General features: G+C 33.3%; 16 protein-coding genes and 5 pseudogenes. 5 read left to right on the plus strand and 16 right to left on the minus strand.

The annotated features are described in order from the left end of the window. Positions 1-113: 113 nt before the first annotated feature. A pseudogene (locus ACZZ95_RS04335) lies at positions 114-1,765 on the plus strand (DUF4139 domain-containing protein). Between the two features lie 92 nt (positions 1,766-1,857). Here the strand turns inward: ACZZ95_RS04335 and ACZZ95_RS04340 are convergent. The 3 genes and pseudogenes from ACZZ95_RS04340 to ACZZ95_RS04350 all read right to left on the minus strand — a co-directional run bounded on the left by ACZZ95_RS04340 (position 1,858) and on the right by ACZZ95_RS04350 (position 5,015). Next, positions 1,858-2,894 (minus strand): annotated as a pseudogene (locus ACZZ95_RS04340) (aldo/keto reductase). Positions 2,895-3,199: 305 nt separating this feature from the next. After that, positions 3,200-4,144 (minus strand): OmpA family protein, encoded by a 945-nt coding sequence (locus ACZZ95_RS04345; RefSeq protein ID WP_463468150.1) that lies wholly within the window; start codon positions 4,142-4,144, stop codon positions 3,200-3,202. 109 nt (positions 4,145-4,253) lie between these two features. After that, positions 4,254-5,015: an exodeoxyribonuclease III gene (locus tag ACZZ95_RS04350; RefSeq protein ID WP_463468151.1), complete on the minus strand. Its 762-nt coding sequence runs from the start codon at positions 5,013-5,015 to the stop codon at positions 4,254-4,256. A gap of 119 nt (positions 5,016-5,134) precedes the next feature. Here ACZZ95_RS04350 and ACZZ95_RS04355 point away from each other — a divergent pair, with 119 nt between their 5' ends. Beyond that, positions 5,135-6,937: a GNAT family N-acyltransferase gene (locus ACZZ95_RS04355; protein ID WP_463468152.1), complete on the plus strand. Its 1,803-nt coding sequence runs from the start codon at positions 5,135-5,137 to the stop codon at positions 6,935-6,937. A gap of 124 nt (positions 6,938-7,061) precedes the next feature. On the opposite strand, the gene ACZZ95_RS04360 is transcribed toward ACZZ95_RS04355, so the two are convergent. The 8 genes and pseudogenes from ACZZ95_RS04360 to ACZZ95_RS04395 form a co-directional block, all read right to left on the minus strand. Further along, on the minus strand, positions 7,062-7,604 hold the full coding sequence (locus tag ACZZ95_RS04360; protein ID WP_463468153.1) for a hypothetical protein: 543 nt from the start codon (positions 7,602-7,604) through the stop codon (positions 7,062-7,064). A 311-nt stretch (positions 7,605-7,915) separates the two neighbouring features. Next, positions 7,916-8,317, minus strand: a complete 402-nt coding sequence (locus ACZZ95_RS04365; RefSeq protein WP_463468154.1) for a hypothetical protein — start codon at positions 8,315-8,317, stop codon at positions 7,916-7,918. 59 nt (positions 8,318-8,376) lie between these two features. Continuing rightward, positions 8,377-8,649, minus strand: coding sequence for a hypothetical protein (locus ACZZ95_RS04370; RefSeq protein WP_463468155.1), 273 nt, complete (start codon positions 8,647-8,649; stop codon positions 8,377-8,379). Positions 8,650-8,827: 178 nt separating this feature from the next. After that, positions 8,828-9,277: a hypothetical protein gene (locus ACZZ95_RS04375; RefSeq protein ID WP_463468156.1), complete on the minus strand. Its 450-nt coding sequence runs from the start codon at positions 9,275-9,277 to the stop codon at positions 8,828-8,830. Positions 9,278-9,388: 111 nt separating this feature from the next. Then, positions 9,389-9,751, minus strand: a complete 363-nt coding sequence (locus ACZZ95_RS04380; RefSeq protein ID WP_463468157.1) for a DUF805 domain-containing protein — start codon at positions 9,749-9,751, stop codon at positions 9,389-9,391. 207 nt (positions 9,752-9,958) lie between these two features. Then, complete coding sequence (locus tag ACZZ95_RS04385; protein WP_095952998.1) at positions 9,959-10,234, minus strand: TM2 domain-containing protein; 276 nt, start codon at positions 10,232-10,234, stop codon at positions 9,959-9,961. 112 nt (positions 10,235-10,346) lie between these two features. Beyond that, positions 10,347-10,961: an RDD family protein gene (locus ACZZ95_RS04390; protein ID WP_463468158.1), complete on the minus strand. Its 615-nt coding sequence runs from the start codon at positions 10,959-10,961 to the stop codon at positions 10,347-10,349. Between the two features lie 164 nt (positions 10,962-11,125). After that, a pseudogene (locus ACZZ95_RS04395) lies at positions 11,126-12,074 on the minus strand (2-hydroxyacid dehydrogenase). A 614-nt stretch (positions 12,075-12,688) separates the two neighbouring features. Here ACZZ95_RS04395 and nhaA point away from each other — a divergent pair. The 3 genes and pseudogenes from nhaA to ACZZ95_RS04410 all read left to right on the plus strand — a co-directional run. Further along, positions 12,689-13,834, plus strand: a complete 1,146-nt coding sequence (nhaA, locus tag ACZZ95_RS04400; RefSeq protein ID WP_463468159.1) for a Na+/H+ antiporter NhaA — start codon at positions 12,689-12,691, stop codon at positions 13,832-13,834. 10 nt (positions 13,835-13,844) lie between these two features. Then, complete coding sequence (locus ACZZ95_RS04405) at positions 13,845-14,348, plus strand: hypothetical protein (protein ID WP_463468160.1); 504 nt, start codon at positions 13,845-13,847, stop codon at positions 14,346-14,348. Positions 14,349-14,548: 200 nt separating this feature from the next. Continuing rightward, positions 14,549-14,809, plus strand: a pseudogene (locus ACZZ95_RS04410) (c-type cytochrome); the annotation flags it as partial. Between the two features lie 71 nt (positions 14,810-14,880). Here ACZZ95_RS04410 and proC read toward each other — a convergent pair. From proC to ACZZ95_RS04435, 5 genes and pseudogenes are all read right to left on the minus strand, one after another. Further along, positions 14,881-15,657, minus strand: coding sequence for a pyrroline-5-carboxylate reductase (proC, locus tag ACZZ95_RS04415; RefSeq protein WP_463468161.1), 777 nt, complete (start codon positions 15,655-15,657; stop codon positions 14,881-14,883). 111 nt (positions 15,658-15,768) lie between these two features. Further along, a complete protein-coding gene (gene mgtE / locus ACZZ95_RS04420) occupies positions 15,769-17,118 on the minus strand; it encodes a magnesium transporter (RefSeq protein ID WP_463468162.1) in 1,350 nt (449 codons plus the stop codon). Then, positions 17,102-17,888 (minus strand): annotated as a pseudogene (gene rsmA, locus ACZZ95_RS04425) (16S rRNA (adenine(1518)-N(6)/adenine(1519)-N(6))-dimethyltransferase RsmA). The gene mgtE and the pseudogene rsmA overlap by 17 nt, the downstream one beginning before the upstream one ends. 102 nt (positions 17,889-17,990) lie before the next feature. Beyond that, positions 17,991-18,185 carry a hypothetical protein gene (locus tag ACZZ95_RS04430; RefSeq protein WP_463468163.1) on the minus strand — a complete coding sequence of 65 codons (195 nt, stop codon included), beginning with the start codon at positions 18,183-18,185 and terminating at the stop codon, positions 17,991-17,993. A 53-nt stretch (positions 18,186-18,238) separates the two neighbouring features. Beyond that, positions 18,239-18,550: a DUF4286 family protein gene (locus tag ACZZ95_RS04435; protein ID WP_095952990.1), complete on the minus strand. Its 312-nt coding sequence runs from the start codon at positions 18,548-18,550 to the stop codon at positions 18,239-18,241. Positions 18,551-18,556 lie beyond the last annotated feature (6 nt).

An 18,556-nucleotide genomic window follows, 5' to 3' on the forward strand; every position in this document is an offset into this window, starting at 1 on the left:
TTATACAGCGCTTTTTTTAAAATATTCCATAACAAGTGAAATCTTTGTATCAAACATGTCATAATCCATCTAAAATTATTGATATTTGTAATCTATATCTTGCAAAAAAAATAATTAATCATGAAAAAAAAGAAGCTACATCTGTTTTATTGCTATTTTGTGTTTTTGCATTAGCTCAAAAACCAATTTTTACAACAGCTAAAGTAAAATCAGCAACAGTATACTTTAATGCCGCCGAAATTTCGCAGACCGCGACAGTAACCTTACCAGCAGGAACAACTGAAATTGTGATAAAAAATGTCGCAAGCATCACTAAACGAAAGTTCTATACAGATTGGTGCACCATCAAATGTTACAGTATTATCTGTACAGTTTACGAATAATTACATATCAGAATACGAATCTGACACAAAATCTCCAGAGTTGAAACGCGTAAGGGACAGCATTTCTTTGGTTCAAAAAGAAATTCTGAAAGTTCAAAATATAATTAATTCTGAAACCAAAACGATTGAGCTTTTAGACAAAAACCAACAAATTTCAGGCGTAAACTCAGGTTTAAATGTAACCGAATTAATAAAAATGGTTGATTATTATAAAAATAAACAAATCGAGATTGCCAATAACATTAACAACCTTAACGAAAAAGAGCAAAAATTAAATGAGTCGCTATATAAACTTCAAAACAAACTACAAATAAATGAAGGAAAGGAAGAAAAGACATCATCTGGTAAATTAATTATTCAGATTATGAATACTACCGCGGGTGTAGTTCCCTTGGATATTTCATACTTAACTAATGATGCCGCCTGGGTGCCTTTTTACGATTTACGAAGTGATGGAGTATCATCATCAATAAATATGATGTACAAAGCTCAGGTTATTCAGAATACGGGTATCGACTGGAAAAAAGTTAAACTTACGCTATCAAGTGGACTGCCCAACCAAAACAATCAAGCGCCAATGCTTAGTTCATGGTTTTTGAGAAACTATGTACCAACAAACCTTGGTTATAATCAAAAAAACCGGATGAATCAGTTACAAAGTTTATCTGCAAGCAATGAGAAAAACTAATGATGAGGTTGTCGAAAAAGCAACACCTGTTCCATCTCCAGTTATGACCGAATCATCTATTTCAAATTACACAACTGTTGAGGAAAACCAGCTTAATGTTTCTTTTGATATTGATATTCCTTATGACATATTATCAAATGGAAAAATACACAGTGTTTCACTAAAAGAAATAAAACTCCCGGCAACTTATAAATATTATGCTGTACCAAAAGCAGAAAACGAAGCTTTCCTTTTAGCAGAAATTGCAGATTACAGCAAATACAATTTACTAAGAGGCGAGGCCAATATTATTTTTGAAGGTATGTATGTTGGTAAAACTTTTATAGAGCCAAATCAAACAAGCGACACTCTCAATTTAAGCATGGGTCGCGATAAAAAAGTTTCTATTAAACGCGAAAAAGTTGCTGATAAATCAGGAACTAAGTTTTTCTCCTCAAAAAAAGAACAAGTTTTTACATATGACATAATTGTCCGAAACAATAAAAAAGAGATTGTCGAATTGTTATTGAAAGATCAATATCCTTTAAGCACGAATAAAGAAATAGAGGTTGAACTATTGCAAAGCGACAGCGCAAAGGTGAACACAGAAACAGGAATATTAACTTGGCAATTTGACCTAAAACCAAGTGAAACCAAGAAAATCAGAATGAGTTATAAAGTCAGATTTCCTAAAGATCAGAGCTTAAATTTATAAATTCCAGTACTTAAAAAAATTCCCGATACAAAGTGCATCGGGAATTTTTTATCCTGCCTTCTGACTTGATCTTCTAGAAAGCCTGCCCTCAATTACGGCGCCGGATCAGGAATAATTGCTTGAACAGCATCAATTTCTGCAAGGATTTCTTTAGAAAGAACGACATCAATTGTATCGATATTTTCTTTTAATTGTTCTAAAGTGGTAGCTCCAATAATTGAACTTGTCAAGAATGGTCGCTGCAGTACAAATCCCATTGCCAATTCGGTTAACGTTAAACCATGTTTTTTAGCGATGTCCTGATACAATTTTGTTGCTTGCGTACATTGTTCGCTTTTGTAACGTGTATATTGCGGAAAAAGATTAACTCTCGCTTTTGGATGACTTTCACCCGTTAAGAATTTACCTGTAAGAACTCCAAATGCTAAAGGTGAATATCCTAACAAACCAACATTTTCATATTTCGAAACTTCGGCAGAACTTACTTCAAACAAACGATTCAACAAAGAATACGGATTTTGAACGGTTTTGATTCTTGGCAGATTGTTGTATTTGCTTTCTTCCAAAAGACGCATCATTCCCCAAGCATTTTCATTTGAAACTCCAATATGTTTGATTTTACCTTCTTTGACTAATCCGCCAAACGTTTCAAGGATTTCTCTAAAATTATCTTCCCAAACATCATCGTGTCCGTGAAAAGCACGCTGTCCGAAATTATTCGTTTTTCTTTCCGGCCAGTGCATTTGATACAAATCTATATAATCTGTCTGAAGTCTTTTTAAGCTGTTTTCAACCGCATATTTTATACTCGCAGGCGAAAAATCCACCTTCTCACGCATGTATCCAAAATTCGCGTTTGGACCCGCAATTTTTGATGCTAAAATTACTTTATCTCTATTTCCTGATTTTTTAAACCAGGTTCCAATAATTTTTTCTGTACTTCCGTATGTAGCCTCACTCGCAGGAACGGAATACATTTCTGCGGTATCAAAAAATTCACTCCCCTTTCAAGAGCATAATCCATTTGAGCGTGCCCTTCTTCTTCTGTATTTTGTCGCCCGAAAGTCATCGTTCCAAGGCATATTTTACTAACTTTTATGTCGGTGTTGGGTAATGTTGTGTATTTCATTTTTTTCTTAAAGGTTCAAAGTTGCAAAGAAACAAAGGTACAAAGGGATTATTCAAATCGAAATGTGGCAAAGGTTAAAAAAAGTACAAGATTTTTTTGAAGGACTGAGTTTCTAAGACGCTAAGTTTATTAGCAGGCGTTCCTGCAAAGTTTTCAAAACCTTGTTGGTATAACTTTTAAATCTAAATAAGCCGAATCAAACCTACAAGATTTTAAAAACCTTGCAGGAAGAAAAAAGGGTCCAAAGTAAAACTTTGAACCCTTTTAAAATCTTAGCATCTTAGTTCCTCAGAACCTTAGAACCTTTAATTAATACTATTAAGCATTTCAGCGATTTCATCTAATCTTGGCGTTAAGATGATTTCGATTCTACGGTTTTTCGCTTTTCCTTCTGCAGTAGCATTGCTCGCTAATGGAGAAAATTCGCTTCTTCCCGCTGCTGTTAATTTTTGTTTGTTTATTTTGGCATTTTCGCTCAAAATATTTACAATTGCAGTAGCTCTTTTAGTAGACAAATCCCAGTTGTTTGCAATTGGTCCTGAACCTGCATACGGATCATCATCTGTATGACCTTCGATAAGAACCGAAAGATCTGGATTATCTCCTAAAACTTTTCCAAGTTCTACAACTGCTTTTCTACCTTCTGTTCCAACAGCCCAGCTTCCTGAATTAAAAAGTAATTTGTTTTCCATAGAAACATATACTTTTCCATTTTTCTGTTCTACTGTTAAACCTTTACCTTCAAATCCGTTTAAGGCTTTCGATAAAGTTTCTTTTAATTTACGCATTGCTTCTTCTTTTGCCGCAATCATAGCTTCAAGTTCGTTTAAGCGACTTGCTGTTTTATCTAAACGAGCTTGTTCCTCTGCAAGAGCTTTACCTTTTGCTTCTAATTGCGCCAGCAATTCACGGTTTTTAGCCATGTTTTTCTCTAAAGCATCATTGCTGTTTTTCTCTAGAGCATTGTATGAATCTTGTAATACTTTATATTTTTTCTGCTCTGCGACAAGATCGGCTTTTTGTTTAGCCAAATCGTCTTTTGTACTGGCCAAATCCTTAGTCAGTTTATCACGATCGAGTTCTAACTGATTTTTTGCTGTCTTCAAACTTTCATTTTCATCGACAATAGATCGGTTTTCTTTTTTTAAATCTGAATACTTTGTTTCTAAATCATTGTAAATTTTCTTCGAAACACATGACGTTGTGGACAAGGCTAATACTAGCAATCCGATGGAGGCTTTTTTAATCATCTTTCTTAATTGGTTTTTATTTCGGGGCGTTTATAATTTTAAATTTCAAAATTTAATGCCAATATCAATTTTAAAACTTAAATCTTTTCAACAAGAACAATACCAAACTTTAGTCAATTTCGACTAAAACCGGACAATGATCTGAATGCACAGCGTCTGGAAGTATAACGGCTCTTTTTAATCTGCTTTCCAATGAATCGCTCACTAAATTATAATCGATACGCCAGCCTTTGTTATTCCCTCTTGCGCCTGCACGATAACTCCACCAAGAATAATGATGCGGATCTTTATTGAAATGACGGAAACTATCTATAAAACCAGATTTCATAAAACCATCTAACCACGCGCGTTCTGCAGGAAGAAATCCAGAAACTGTTTTATTACGAACAGGATCGTGAATATCAATTGCTTCGTGGCAAATATTATAATCTCCGCAGATAATCAGGTTTGGAATCGTAAGTTTTAATTCATTAACGTACGTCTGAAAATCATCCATAAACATAAATTTATGATCCAGCCTTTCGATATTTGTTCCAGACGGAAGGTACAAACTCATTACAGAAACATCGTCAAAATCGGCTCGAAGATTTCGTCCTTCAAAATCCATATGGTGAATTCCAGTTCCAAAAACAATATTATTAGGTTTTGTTTTAGACAAAATTGCTACGCCGCTGTATCCTTTTTTTGTTGCAGGATAGTAGTATTGAAAAGGATAGCCAGTCGCCGTTATATCATCAACCGGAATCTGATCCTGTGTAGCTTTTATTTCCTGAAGGCAGATCACATCAGGATTTGCTTGTTGCGACCACTCGACAAAACCTTTGTTTATCGCAAGACGAATTCCGTTTACATTATAAGAAATAATTTTCATCAGTGTTTTTTTAAAGGATTTCAAATGTAATAAAAAAGTGCAAAGTTTATCTTGGAAACAATGAAAAGTAGACTTTTTTGTTATCTTTGTTCGCTGTTCTAATAAATTAAAAGTAGTACATGGGTTTAGTTACCGCGAAAGAAGTTGCAAAGGCAATAAATGTTGAAAAGTACGGAGTTTTCGGTACCTTTTCTGGCTGGATTCTTATGAAGGTTCTTAAGATCTCTACCCTTAATAAAATTTACGACCATAATAAACACCTGGAAGATGTTGCGTTTTTGAACGGAATTTTAGATGAGATGGAAATCAAATTCGAAATTCCTGAAGAAGATTTAAAGCGTCTGCCAAAAGATGGTGCCTATATTACTATTTCTAACCATCCTCTTGGAGGAATTGACGGAATTTTATTATTGAAATTAATGCTTGAAAGAGAACCAAATTTCAAAATCATTGCCAATTTCTTATTACATAGAATTGTTCCTATGAAAAAATATATTATGCCGGTTAACCCTTTTGAAAATCATAAGGATGCTAAATCGAGCGTAATTGGTATTAAAGAAACTTTACGTCATTTAAGTGACGGAAAACCTTTAGGGATTTTCCCTGCCGGAGAAGTTTCTACTTATAAAGATGGAAAATTAGTTGTGGATAAACCGTGGGAAGAAGGCGCTCTGAAATTAATCAGAAAAGCCAAAGTTCCTGTTGTACCCATTTATTTTCATGCTAAAAACAGTAAATTATTTTACTGGCTTTCTAAAATTGATGACACGTCGCGAACTGCAAAACTACCTTCTGAGCTTTTGACTCAAAAGGATCGTGTAATTAAAGTTCGTATTGGAAAACCAATCTCTGTAAATGAGCAAAACGAAATTGAATCTTTTGAAGAATACTCTGAATTCTTAAGAAAGAAAACTTATATGCTGGCAAATCCTTTTGAAAAGGATAGCAAATTGCTGGACACCGCAAGTTTAAAAATACCAAAATCGCCTAAAAAAATCGTTACGCCTGTCGACGAATCAAAAATGATCGACGAAGTAAATGCGTTGAGAAACAGTGATTGCCGATTATTACAAAGCAAAAACTACGAAGTCTTTTTTGCAAGAGCAAAAGCGGTTCCGAATATTTTACACGAAATTGGCCGTTTACGTGAAATTACTTTCCGTGAAGTGGGCGAAGGAACGAATGAATCTATCGATTTAGATAAATTTGACCAATACTATCACCATATGTTTTTATGGGATGATGAAACCAAAAAAATTGCTGGTGCTTACAGAATGGGACTGGGTTCTGAAATTTATCCAAAATACGGAATTGAAGGTTTTTACCTAAATGACCTTTTTAGATTTGAACCAGAATTACATGATATGATGCACAAATCTATCGAAATGGGACGTGCATTTATCGTTAAAGAATATCAGCAGAAACCAATGCCTTTATTCTTATTATGGAAAGGTATTATACACACCACTTTACGCCATCCTGAACATAAGTATTTGCTTGGCGGTGTAAGTATCAGTAACCAATTCTCAGATTTCTCTAAATCTTTGATGATTGAGTTCATGAAATCAAATTATTACGATCCGTATATTGCGCAGTACATCCACCCGAAAAAAGCATATAAAGTAAAACTAAAAGATGCAGATAAAGACTTTATCTTCGACGAAGCAGAATCTGACTTAAATAAATTCGACAAAATCATTGATGAATTAGAACCAGGAAATTTACGTTTACCGGTTTTAATTAAAAAATACATCAAACAAAATGCAAGAGTTGTTGCGTTTAACGTCGATCCTTTATTTAACAACGCTATAGACGGTTTAATGTACATTAGAATCGCAGATATTCCAGAAAGCACAATGAAACCTGTTATTGAAGAGTTTCAGATTGAATTGGAACGTAAATTATTTGAGAAGGAAGATTAAGATTATTGTTTGATATATAAAGGCTAAAAATCCCATTTGTTTAAAAAAGCAAATGGGATTTTTTAATTATGTACTAAAAACTTTTTGGGCACGAGCGGGACGCTCGCGCTAGCGGAGGCAATTTTCAAGAATATTGCCAAAAACCAGCAATAACTTCTCCTGTTTCATTATGCTTGTATAAGTACAACCCACCAAACATAAAGACATAATCCATATTCTCAGCATAACCTTCTTCATCTATTTGTAAAAAATAGGAGTAATTTTTATTTTCTAATTCTTTATAATAATAATCGTTCCACTGAATAAAACGTGGCTCACCTCCTACTTTAATAAACAAAAATTCTTCCTGTGGGCTTTCAGAATAATTAGTTATTGAGTTTATACCTAACTCTGCAATACTTTTTTCAGAATTTATTCCAATTTCAGAAAATTTATGCTCTATAACTTTTACTTCAATTGAAGGATAAATATTGTTTTCTATCAAAGTATCAAAGTCCTCATGAATAATTACTGAAAGCATCATATCTTCTTTTTCTGGATGAATTATGGTAACATAAAATTTGTAATTATTCGGGATTTGTTCTTCGATTATTATTGGTGCATTTCCACCTATCCGACTCCTTAATTGCTTATCATAAGAAATACATCTAGCAAACATTTCTTTCATAACTTTTAAATATTTTATTAATCTTTCTCCTTGTTTTTGTGAATCACGAACGGGATACTCGCGTTAGCAGATTGACTTATATTATTCAGACTAAAAGATTTTTCTCCTGCAAAAAATCCCATTTACCCGATAGCGCGGATTTGCAATCCGTGCCCGCAAAGAATATCACATAAATCTAACACGACAACATCTAAATCGTTTTCTACTCCTGCATAGTTTCTGGCAGAACTAAAATAGTAGTCTTCTTGATTTTTTCATATTGGAACGGGCACGGATTACAAATCTGCGCTATCGATGTGACGTTTCTCTAATTATTCATTCAAATCAATTGAAACTATTTGCTTATTTCGTAATATTACAATCAAATAAGTTTCCCCTTCTTCATTTCCATAAGCCAATTGCACGCTAGGAATATAGCATTTTTCTTTAAAAAACAATGAAAAAGAAATAATATAAAGTCGCTCGAAAATGCATGGATCAGCATTCATAGGCAATTTATCTCGAACTTGTGACTTTATACTATCCACAACTTGTTCAAGCCATAATAACACATCTTCTATTAAAGGAAATACCTCTGCAAAATACTCATCAGTACATGGTTTATAGAAAATCACTCCTGAACTATATGTTACTTTTTTTAATGTATAAATAAAACGAAAGAAATCATCGTAAATCCTCACAAAATTTTTTAATTGGAGTTTATCTTTTTCCATATTTTTTAATTAATTATTATAATCCCGCTAGCGCGGTTTTGAAATCCGTGCTATCAGGTTTATAAAACATACTCCATAACTTTTAAAAACATTGGATCTGTATCAACATCAATTAATCTTTCAATTACTGGAAATAAATCTTTTATTAACGGATGCTCAATATCTTTTACTTCTAGTCCGTTCTTTTTTCTAAATAAAAGCGGTGCTAATATTTCCGAAGGTAAAAGCATTTTTGTTTCGGTATCAAACTCTTGATATTGTTTTGTTCTGCTTAAGTGGAATTCAGACACTTGATTTATAGAATTGCTCATTTCATCCTCAGAATTACACATTAAATTTTGTAAAAATTTACTATATATTTCATTTAATGGTTTAGGAAATTGATATTCAGTTATTCTATCATTATAAAAAACAGAAGACATATTAGACACAAATTGGCAAACAGATTCCGGAGGTTCAATTCTAAAATTAATTTTGTCAGGAGATGAATATTGCAACAATAACCTTGCTTCATCTTTTTTTTTGTAAAATCAACAAATTACAAGCTGACAAATATACATTTACAAACCAGACGGGAAGAATATTGCCTTTTTTACCAACTGAGTACAATAAAGGGTCAATTGAACCCCACAACATACTTTGTTTTAAAGAATATGAATAATCACCTTTGTTATACAGATACTTTTCTAAAAAATCAGCACAATACCAAGTCGAAAGCATCTTAGCTCCACTCCCTAGTCGAATATAATCGTGTTTCGTCTTTTCTATAGACATTTCACGCTCATAAATATTTTTAGAATTACATAAACGAACATAAGTTTTCTTTGTATCTAAAGAAGATAATTGTTCTTCAATATTAACATATTGACTATGGCACATAAAATCTTTATTCTTATCTGCAAACCCTTTACACCATCCTTTAACTTTTTTGTTTACTTTTTCAAACAATATACTTTCCATAATATTTGTTTTTTATGTATAATTACTCACACAAACAATATTTCATCTCTACAAAAAATCCCACCTGTATAAACAAATGGGACTTTTTTTAATTACAATTTTTATTTAAAACTAGTTTTGATCTTTTCCAATCTCGCTAATATCTTCTAATTGATTTTTTGGATCTGCTCCGTATTGATTAGGACCTTTTTCTCCCTCTGTGGCAAGTAAAATGATATTATAAATTGGAATAAATAAAAACCACCATTCTTTGTTAATATCGTGCATTCTTCTAATTGCAACAGCAATTCCTGGAACCAAAACTGCCAAACTATAGATATTTGCAATAATTGCTAAACTAGGAGAAATTAATCCCAAAACAAACCCAAGAACAGCACTAATGATTACATTTACTAACAAGAACATCCAATATTCTCTTCTTCTAGCTCTTCCTTTAAAATTTGCGTAGTTCTGTAAAACTACTTTTTTGTACATTTCTAACATAATAAAAATCTTTATAAATTCCCTACTCTTATGGATTTTCAGTTACTCCATTACTTCTCTCTAACAGAGTGCAAGATTACTCACTTAGAAAATTGCCAGTAGCTCCTAAAAGTTCAAATTGTATCAGAAAAGGACATTTTTAAGCATAAAAAAACCCACTCATTGCTGAATGGGTTTCTAAAATATAATAGACTTTTCTTAAAACCAGCCTTTATAACCAGCTTGATAAGTCTGATAAAACTCTTCGTCTGATTTTGTCAAGTAAATAATTCCTTCGATAATACCAATTAGTCCGCCAAGGCCAAACAAAAGTCCTAAAAGAAGCTGAATCACACCTTCTTTGGTATAACCAAGATAGAATTTATGAATTCCCAAATAACCTAATAGAATTGCCAGAATAGCTGAAATTACTTTTTTATTTTCTCTTCGATAGTGTATTGGATTGTTCCAATCTTCTCTTTTTGTATTCTCCATTTTTATTTCCTTTATAGTTAATAATATAGTTTACAAATCGTTAAACCTCAGATCAAATCCGACAAGACAAATAATGTATTACTTATCCACTACCATCGTTTGGGCGACCAAATCATGAAGCGCTCTTTTTTTCCTGATTCAATAATGAAGCTAAATAAATTAAGGGGAAGAAAACACAAATTCCTTTAATTAGATTTCTTATAATCGTATAGAAAGGAAGTACATTTTGCCCCTCATTATAATCAACTGTTTTAATAGACAGCGCTAATTTCCCTACAGAGGAGCCTTTGAATAAAAAGTCGCAGAGCATAAAATACCCGAAACCAATTAAAGGAATAAATCCAAGTCCAGATTTTATGTAATAAATAAGAATTAGGTTGACCGCATACAAAAGAGCAATATCTATAACAAAAGCTCCAATTCTTTTTCCAAAGTCACACGGCACAAGACCAATTACACTGTTTTCTTCTTGCGAAGTATTTCCCATTCTATTTCTTGTATCGTATTCATGCGCAGACAAAACCGATCCGGGAATGTAAGCTGTATTACAGAAGAAACAGCTTAACTCATCGCCTACATCTTTAATTTTAAGCAATGGAATAAAGAAAATATGAAAATAAAGCTGATAGTTTTTTAATTGATAGCTTTCTTGTCTTCTGCAATTCGGACAATCAAATTTTCCAGATTTAAGGGTACTTTGAACCGTTTTTCTTCCGTAGATAATCATAGGATTTTTAAATATTAGTTTAGTTTTTGGTTTTTGGGGAATTCAACTCAAACATTCAAAATGTTTTGTTAAAAACTGAAACAATATTATTAAAAATTAACACATAAAACTAATTCAATAAAATTTAAAATCGAAAAAGATTCTATTTAAATCCTAAAACAAATCTATACTTTATAAACCGCTTTTATCTTATCTACAATTACTTGCGCCAAACGTTCATGACTTTCAAAAGTCCAGCCCGCAATGTGAGGTGTCAGCAAAACATTCTTTGCTTCCAGCAGATATTGAAATGCTTCTGGAGTATTTTCATTCTGAAAAAGCGTTTCAAACGATAGTTTCTCATACTCCAAAACATCTAAACCTGCACCTAATACCTTTTTTAACTTCATAGCTTCAACTAAATCTGCTGTGACTATATTTTTACCACGCGAAGTATTTATGATCCAAAACGGCTTCTTAAATGCGTCGATAAAACTTTTATTCACCATTTTGTCGGTTTCTGGAGTCCACGGCAGGTGAAGGCTTAAAACATCTGCTTTTTCTTGTAATTCGGCTAACGAAACCTGTTTTGCATTTTCATCACCGACATTATCCAAAATGTCATAACATAAAACTTCTGTATCAAAACCTCTGAGTTTTTTAGCAAAAGCTTTTCCCATATTTCCGTACCCAATAATTCCGACCGTTTTTAAATCCAATTCGTGACCACGATTACTTTCTCGGTTCCAATGTCCTGCTTTTACTTCTGCATCAGCTTGGTTTAGGTTATTAAATAAAGATAAAATTACGCCTAGTGAATGTTCTGCAACAGCGTTGCGATTTCCTTCTGGAGCAGACAATAAGATGAATTCCTTTTGAAGAAGCATACTCACAATCAATACTTTCCAAGCCAGCGCCGACTCTTGCGATAAATTGCAACTTTGTTGCACTGTCTAAAAATGTCTTATCAATCTTAAAACGACTGCGAATTACGATTCCGTTGTAGTCTTGTATTTTTGCTTCTATTTCCTCTTTTGAAGATTTAAAATCGGCATGATTTTCAAAACCTGCTTCTTCTAATTGATTCCAAAGTATTGGATTATTATTGTCGATATGAAGAATTTTTATGCTCATTATTTTTTCAGATTTATGATAAACAAAAATACGGTTAATTTAATCTCGCAAAGTCGCAAAGGCACAAAGTTTTTTTAATGTAGATTTCTTTCTTGAATTAAATAAAATAAAAACTTTGAGTCGTCGTTGCTTTTCTGCCAAACATGATCGTTAGCACTTAGACGCATAATTTTTCTCTCGCAGATTTTGCAGATTTTATGGATTTTTTCTCTTGCACTAAATTCAAATAACTAAAAACAAAACTTTGAGCATTTGTGACTTCGCGATCAAACATGATCGTTAGCACTTAGACGCATAATTTTTCTCTCGCAGATTTTATGGATTTTATGGATTTTTTCCTTTGCACTAAATTCAAATAACCGAAAACAAAACTTTGAGCCTTTGTGACTTTGTGGCTAAACATGATCGTTAGCACTTGGACGCATAATTTTTCTCTCGCAGATTTTGCAGATTTTATGGATTTTTTCCCTTGCATTAAATTCAAATAACTAAAAACAAAACTTTGAGTCTTCGTGACTTCGCGACCAAACTTTTTTATTGGTCATATTTTTTTTAACTTTGAAAATACAAGCCTTAAAAAAATGTCATTCCTAAATCTTCTGAACTTTTCTAAAATGAAATTAACCAAAACTTTTAAAGCTTTTTTTGAAAACGAAAAATCAGGAGGAATTATCTTGCTCGTTGTCACGATTTTATCTCTTTACTTGGCAAATTCATCTTTTCAAGTTCCGTATGTAGCATTTTGGGAAAAAGAAATTGCAGGCCATTCTATAACAGACTGGATTAATGACGGTTTAATGACGATTTTTTTTCTGCTGATTGGATTAGAATTGGAACGTGAAATTTATCATGGCGAATTGTCTAATTTCAAAAACGCATCTTTACCAATCATGGTCGCTTTTGGCGGTATGCTGGTTCCTGTCGCGATCTTTTTGGTTTTAAATTACGGAACAACTACTCAAAACGGAGCCGGAATTCCGATGGCAACAGATATTGCTTTTGCAATTGGGATTTTATCTCTTCTCGGCAATAAAGTTCCTGCTTCATTAAAAGTATTTCTAACGGCTTTGGCTGTTATTGATGATTTAGGCGCTATTATCGTAATTGCCATTTTCTATACAACTTCGATTTCATTTTTAAATCTAGGAATTGCACTTGGAATTTGGTGTGCTTTGTTTGTTTTAAATCGAATGAAAATTCACAATTTAATTCCATACATCATTGGTGGTATTATAATGTGGTATTTTATGCTCAACTCGGGAGTTCACGCTACTATCACGGGTGTAATTCTAGCATTTGTTATTCCGTTTGGTGATGGCGGCGAAAAGACTTCTTCATACAAATTACAGCATTTTTTGCATCAGCCTGTTGCGTTTTTTATACTGCCTTTATTTGCCGTTGCGAATACTGCCTTAACTATCACAGAAAACTGGCACGAAGGATTGAGCCATACTAATAGCTACGGAATTATCCTTGGACTTGTAATTGGTAAACCACTTGGAATTTTACTATTCTCTTCTGTCGGAGTAACTGCAGGTTTATGTATTTTGCCAAAAAACCTAAAATGGGTGCATATTTTAGGTGCAGGAATGCTCGGCGGAATTGGTTTTACGATGTCAATTTTTATTACTGTTCTTGCCTTTAAAAACCCAGAAATCATTGTTTTTTCTAAAATAGCTATTCTTATTGCCTCATTTTTAGCTGGTCTTATGGGTTTTGTGTATTTGAAGTATGTTTTAAATAAAAACCCTGCGGTTTAATCTACAAGTTATGAGCAAAGTTCAATTTTTTATTCTCTCAGCGTTTTATTTTTTTCTAATTTCTTGTAATCAGAAATCAGAAAATCCAGCTTCTTCAGGAAATTTAAAAGAAGAAACAAACGTATCAAAAGTAACTTCTAAAGATGAAATTGAAGGAACATATACATCTGAAGAATGCAATCTTTCGTTAATCATTTCAAAAATTAAAAATGATTATCAATATGTTTTTAAAACAAGTGTTCGAACTTTAAAAGGAAAAGCATCTTATTCTAAAAACAGTTCGGGTGAAAAGTATATTGTTTTAGAAGGAATTGCATGGGACGAATACGAAGGTGACATTAGCAACGAAGAGGAAAATGATTCTATTACTGCAAAAGAGTTAGAGATTCCTGTTGGCATCGATGCTGTATATGTGAAAGACACTTTAACTATTCAGAATTATGGCAATGCTATGAATTCGTATACTAAGATTTCAGAATGCGGATTGAAGTATATTCTGCTGGTTAAAAAATAAAATTCCAAGTTATAAATTCCAAATTCCAACTTTAAGAACAGCAAGTGAAAAGAATTCGTAAAATACTTCTCGTCTCAATTTCTCTCATAATCGTCTTAGTTGGAGTAATTTTACATGAAATAAAAACATCTGAGTCTCCTACAAAATGGTACTGCCAAATACCTGTTCCTGCATATTATGGCACACCTAATTTTTCAAAAGACCAAGAAAAAGGAAGAGAACTATTTAATTCAAATTGCGGCGCTTGTCATAAACTTGATGCAAGAACTACTGGACCAGCACTACGTGGTGTAGATTCTCTTTTATTTGTAAAATGGATTATTAATGAGAATCATAAAATTGACAGTTCAAAAATTGAAGAATTAGGATTGGATTTCCACAGAACAAAGTTTACAGAATACGTGAAAGAAAAAGAGCTGAATTTAATAATAGATTATTGCTCCGTTAAACGCCAATATTAAAACCAAAAAATTCCAAATCCCAACTTAAAAATTGGAATTTGGAATTTTCATATTTTGGAATTTTAATAATTTTAACCTTTAATTTGTTTCAAAGAAGTTTTAATCCCTTTGATTAAAGAGGAACTGAAACCGTTATGTTCCATTTCATTTAAACCAACTATTGTACAGCCTTGAGGCGTTGTTACACGGTCGATTAATTGTTCTGGATGTACTTTTTCCTCTAAAAGCATTTTTGCGACTCCTTTTACCGTTTGTGCCGCAATTGCTAAAGCAGTTTGAGAATCAAATCCAATTTCGATTCCTGCCTGCATAGACGCACGAATGTAACGCAATGCATACGCAGTACCGCATGCACCTAAAACAGTTGCCGCATCCATTAGTTTTTCGTCAATTACTGGAGCTGTTCCTAGATCTTGGAATAAATCAACAATTGGTCTTGCATTTTCTTTATACTTTTCAGGAAAAGAAATACAAGTTGCCGATTCTCCAAATTGTGCCGCAATATTTGGCATGATACGTACAACTGGATATTCATTATTTGTTTTCGACTGAAGCACATCAAGAGATAATCCGCTTACAGCCGAAGCAATTGTTTTATTTTGAATCACTGGAAGAATTTCAGCCAAAACAGTATCGACTTGATAAGGTTTTATAGTTAAAATTACGACATCAGCTTCTTGAATAGTATGTTTGTTATCGTTAGAGACAGTAATTCCGTACTCAGTTAAATATTGAATACTTGCTGTGTTTCTTCTTGTAACGGTAACTTGGTTGTTTTTTGAAAATTTAGCGATTCCCAAGGCAATAGAAACCCCAAGGTTTCCTCCTCCAATAATGTGTACTTTCATTCTTCTTGGTTTGAATTTATGATGACTGATTAACAGTATATTTTCCGCCTGTAAATTACGCAGATTTTAGAGATTTTAAATCACTGTAAAATGCTAATTTGTGGCAAAAATCTAAAATCCAAGAATCAAATTGGCCACTCCGAAGTAAAGCATAATTCCGAATACGTCGTTTGTGGTTGTGATAAATGGACCGGTCGCAATTGCGGGGTCAATTTTATTTTTATTTAAGAAAAGCGGCACTAAAGTTCCTAAAGTTGCCGCAAACAAAATCACAACAATCATTGAGATAGAAATAGCAAATCCCACTAAATACTGCTGGTACATCACAGAATGATAGCCTAAAAGCAGTAATGAAATAATGCTTCCCGAAATCATCGAAACGGTAATTTCTTTGGTAAAATAAGCACGGCTGAATTCTTTCAATGTTCCGTTTGCCAAACCCTGCACAACAATTGCCGAAGCCTGAACCCCGATATTTCCAGCTGTAGCAGAAAGCAAAGGCACAAAAATAATTAAAGTCGAATATTTTTGAAAGGTTGCTTCATTGCCTTTTAAAACAAAAGAAGCCACGATTTCGATCACCATCCCGATTAAAAGCCAAGGCAGACGCGCTTTTGTCAATTCATAAACGCTGTCATTCGACTCAACGTCTTGTGTAATACCCGTCGCTAATTGGTAATCTTTATCAGCCTCTTCCTTAATTACGTCCAAAATGTCGTCGATAGTAATTCTTCCAACCAAACGTCCCAATTCGTCAACAACCGGAATTGCCTCTAAATCGTATTTCTGCATGATACGCGCGACTTCAACATCTTCCGTATCAACATTTACAAAATTTAATTTTCGGATATAAACTTCCCCAATCTGAGTTTTGGTAGAAGAAGTCAGTAGATCTTTAAGAGACAGTCGCCCTTTTAGTCTGTTTTCGTCATCAACAACATAAATAGAATGAACTCTGGAAACATTTTCTGCCTGAATTCGCATTTCTTTAACGCAAGTCAAGACGTTCCAGTTTTCATTTACTTTCACGAGCTCTTTCCCCATCAAACCACCAGCCGTGTTTTCGTCGTAACGCAAAAGATCAACAATATCTTTGGCGTGCTCAACGTCATTTAACTCGGAGATTACCTCAGCTTTTATTTCTTGCGAAAGTTCCGCAATAATATCGGCAAGATCGTTCGTTTCAAGCTCATCAAGCTCTTCTGCAATTTCTTTTGGCGAAAGTCGGCTTAAGATGTTTTCACGCAGATCTTCTTCTAATTCCAGAAGAATTTCGGCTGTTTTATCACTATCTAAAACCTTAAAGATATAGGTTGCCTCATCGAAATCTAATTCGTCTAAGATTTCGGCAATATCAGCGTGGTGCATATCATTAAGCAAAACTTCAAGTTCATTGTCGTTTTTCTTATTGATAAGATCTTCTAACTGATGTATAAATTCTCTACTAACTTTGAACTCCATCGGTTTCTATTTTTAGAGTTAGTTCAATAAACTCATCGACGCTAAGTCGCTCTGGACGTTTATCAAAGATAATGTCTTCTCGCAATTTGTCTGATAAATTTAATGTTTTCAAACTGTTACGTAATGTTTTTCGTCTCTGCTGAAAAGCGGTTTTTACAACTGTAAAAAACAACTTTTCGCCGCAAGGAAGACTGTAATCTTCCTTTCGGGTCATTCTCATCACACCCGACTTAACCTTGGGCGGAGGAATAAAAACGTTTTCATCAACCGTAAACAGATACTCTGTAATATAGAAAGCCTGGGCTAAAACGGATAATATTCCGTAGGCCTTTGAGCCTTTTTTTCTCGCAAATTCTTTCGGCAACTTCTTTTTGAAACATTCCTGAAAATTCTGGAATCTGATGTTTAAATTCTAAAGTTCTGAAAACAATTTGAGTCGAAATATTATACGGAAAGTTACCAATAATGGCAAACTGTTTGTTTTCGTAAACTTCGTTTATGTTATATTTCAGGAAATCCTGAGAGATAATTTTGTCTTTTAATTTTGGATAATTGGCACCCAGATACGTTACAGATTCTGTATCAATCTCAATAACGTGTGTGTTAACCGGCTTTTCAAGTAAATACTTAGTAAGCACACCCATCCCCGGTCCTATTTCTAAAACCTCGTCGTATCCTTTCAGACTTAAAGTATCGGCAATAGCTTTTGCAATGCTTTCGTCTTTAAGAAAGTGCTGTCCTAAATGTTTTTTGGCTTTTACTTTTTCCATTTTATTTCTTGTTTGCCGCGAGGGCGCAAAAGTATTCTTTTTGCTGTAAAGGCAATGCCTATTTTATTTTTTTTTGCCACTAAGGCTCAAAGAAACAAAGCTTTATTTTTTAATTGTTCGATCGATTATAATCTGAAAATTATCTTTGTTCTTATCTACTTTGTTTTTGACAGGAAACTTACTAATTCTTTCACTCAGACGTAAAAAGTTATAAAATCTTTCAACTTTTGACAACTTTAAAAATTCTTCTTGTCGTTTTTTATTACTTTCTTCTTTAGTTTGGAATCTTATTTCCATAAACTTTTTTTAACTGAATTGTAAACTGAAAACCGTGACTGTAAACTAAAAACCTAGTGTTCCGAAATAACTTCTAATTCTGTTCTAAAAGAAAGCATTTTATCTGCAAATAAACCTAAAGCTTCTCTGTGAAATTCTGGTTCATCTTCGATATAAAACTTATCTAGAGTTTCTTTGCTGTCGGTTACATATTGTACAGAATAAGTAATACCGCCCATTTCTTCTTCAACTAAAACTTTTACAATTCGTGCCGATGAAAATTTTTGGGTAGCCAATATTTCTGGTATATGTTTTTCCTGCATCCATTTTAACCATTGGTCGTGAACGCTTTCGTGTATGTTTGTGGTAACGTTGTAAATAATCATTTTTTT

The sequence above is a fragment of the Flavobacterium sp. AC267 genome (assembly GCF_979258715.1).

Excerpts from the sequence above, each read along its gene's own strand:
- ACZZ95_RS04355 (WP_463468152.1), top strand. The coding sequence starts at position 5,135 with ATGGGTTTAGTTACCGCGAAAGAAGTTGCAAAGGCAATAAATGTTGAA.
- proC (WP_463468161.1), bottom strand. The coding sequence starts at position 15,657 with ATGAAAGTACACATTATTGGAGGAGGAAACCTTGGGGTTTCTATTGCC.
- ACZZ95_RS04380 (WP_463468157.1), bottom strand. The coding sequence starts at position 9,751 with ATGTACAAAAAAGTAGTTTTACAGAACTACGCAAATTTTAAAGGAAGA.
- ACZZ95_RS04430 (WP_463468163.1), bottom strand. The coding sequence starts at position 18,185 with ATGGAAATAAGATTCCAAACTAAAGAAGAAAGTAATAAAAAACGACAA.
- ACZZ95_RS04345 (WP_463468150.1), bottom strand. The coding sequence starts at position 4,144 with ATGATTAAAAAAGCCTCCATCGGATTGCTAGTATTAGCCTTGTCCACA.
- ACZZ95_RS04435 (WP_095952990.1), bottom strand. The coding sequence starts at position 18,550 with ATGATTATTTACAACGTTACCACAAACATACACGAAAGCGTTCACGAC.
- ACZZ95_RS04405 (WP_463468160.1), top strand. The coding sequence starts at position 13,845 with ATGAGCAAAGTTCAATTTTTTATTCTCTCAGCGTTTTATTTTTTTCTA.
- ACZZ95_RS04390 (WP_463468158.1), bottom strand. The coding sequence starts at position 10,961 with ATGATTATCTACGGAAGAAAAACGGTTCAAAGTACCCTTAAATCTGGA.
- ACZZ95_RS04365 (WP_463468154.1), bottom strand. The coding sequence starts at position 8,317 with ATGGAAAAAGATAAACTCCAATTAAAAAATTTTGTGAGGATTTACGAT.
- ACZZ95_RS04375 (WP_463468156.1), bottom strand. The coding sequence starts at position 9,277 with ATGGAAAGTATATTGTTTGAAAAAGTAAACAAAAAAGTTAAAGGATGG.
- mgtE (WP_463468162.1), bottom strand. The coding sequence starts at position 17,118 with ATGGAGTTCAAAGTTAGTAGAGAATTTATACATCAGTTAGAAGATCTT.
- ACZZ95_RS04370 (WP_463468155.1), bottom strand. The coding sequence starts at position 8,649 with ATGTGTAATTCTGAGGATGAAATGAGCAATTCTATAAATCAAGTGTCT.
- ACZZ95_RS04350 (WP_463468151.1), bottom strand. The coding sequence starts at position 5,015 with ATGAAAATTATTTCTTATAATGTAAACGGAATTCGTCTTGCGATAAAC.
- ACZZ95_RS04360 (WP_463468153.1), bottom strand. The coding sequence starts at position 7,604 with ATGAAAGAAATGTTTGCTAGATGTATTTCTTATGATAAGCAATTAAGG.
- nhaA (WP_463468159.1), top strand. The coding sequence starts at position 12,689 with ATGAAATTAACCAAAACTTTTAAAGCTTTTTTTGAAAACGAAAAATCA.
- ACZZ95_RS04385 (WP_095952998.1), bottom strand. The coding sequence starts at position 10,234 with ATGGAGAATACAAAAAGAGAAGATTGGAACAATCCAATACACTATCGA.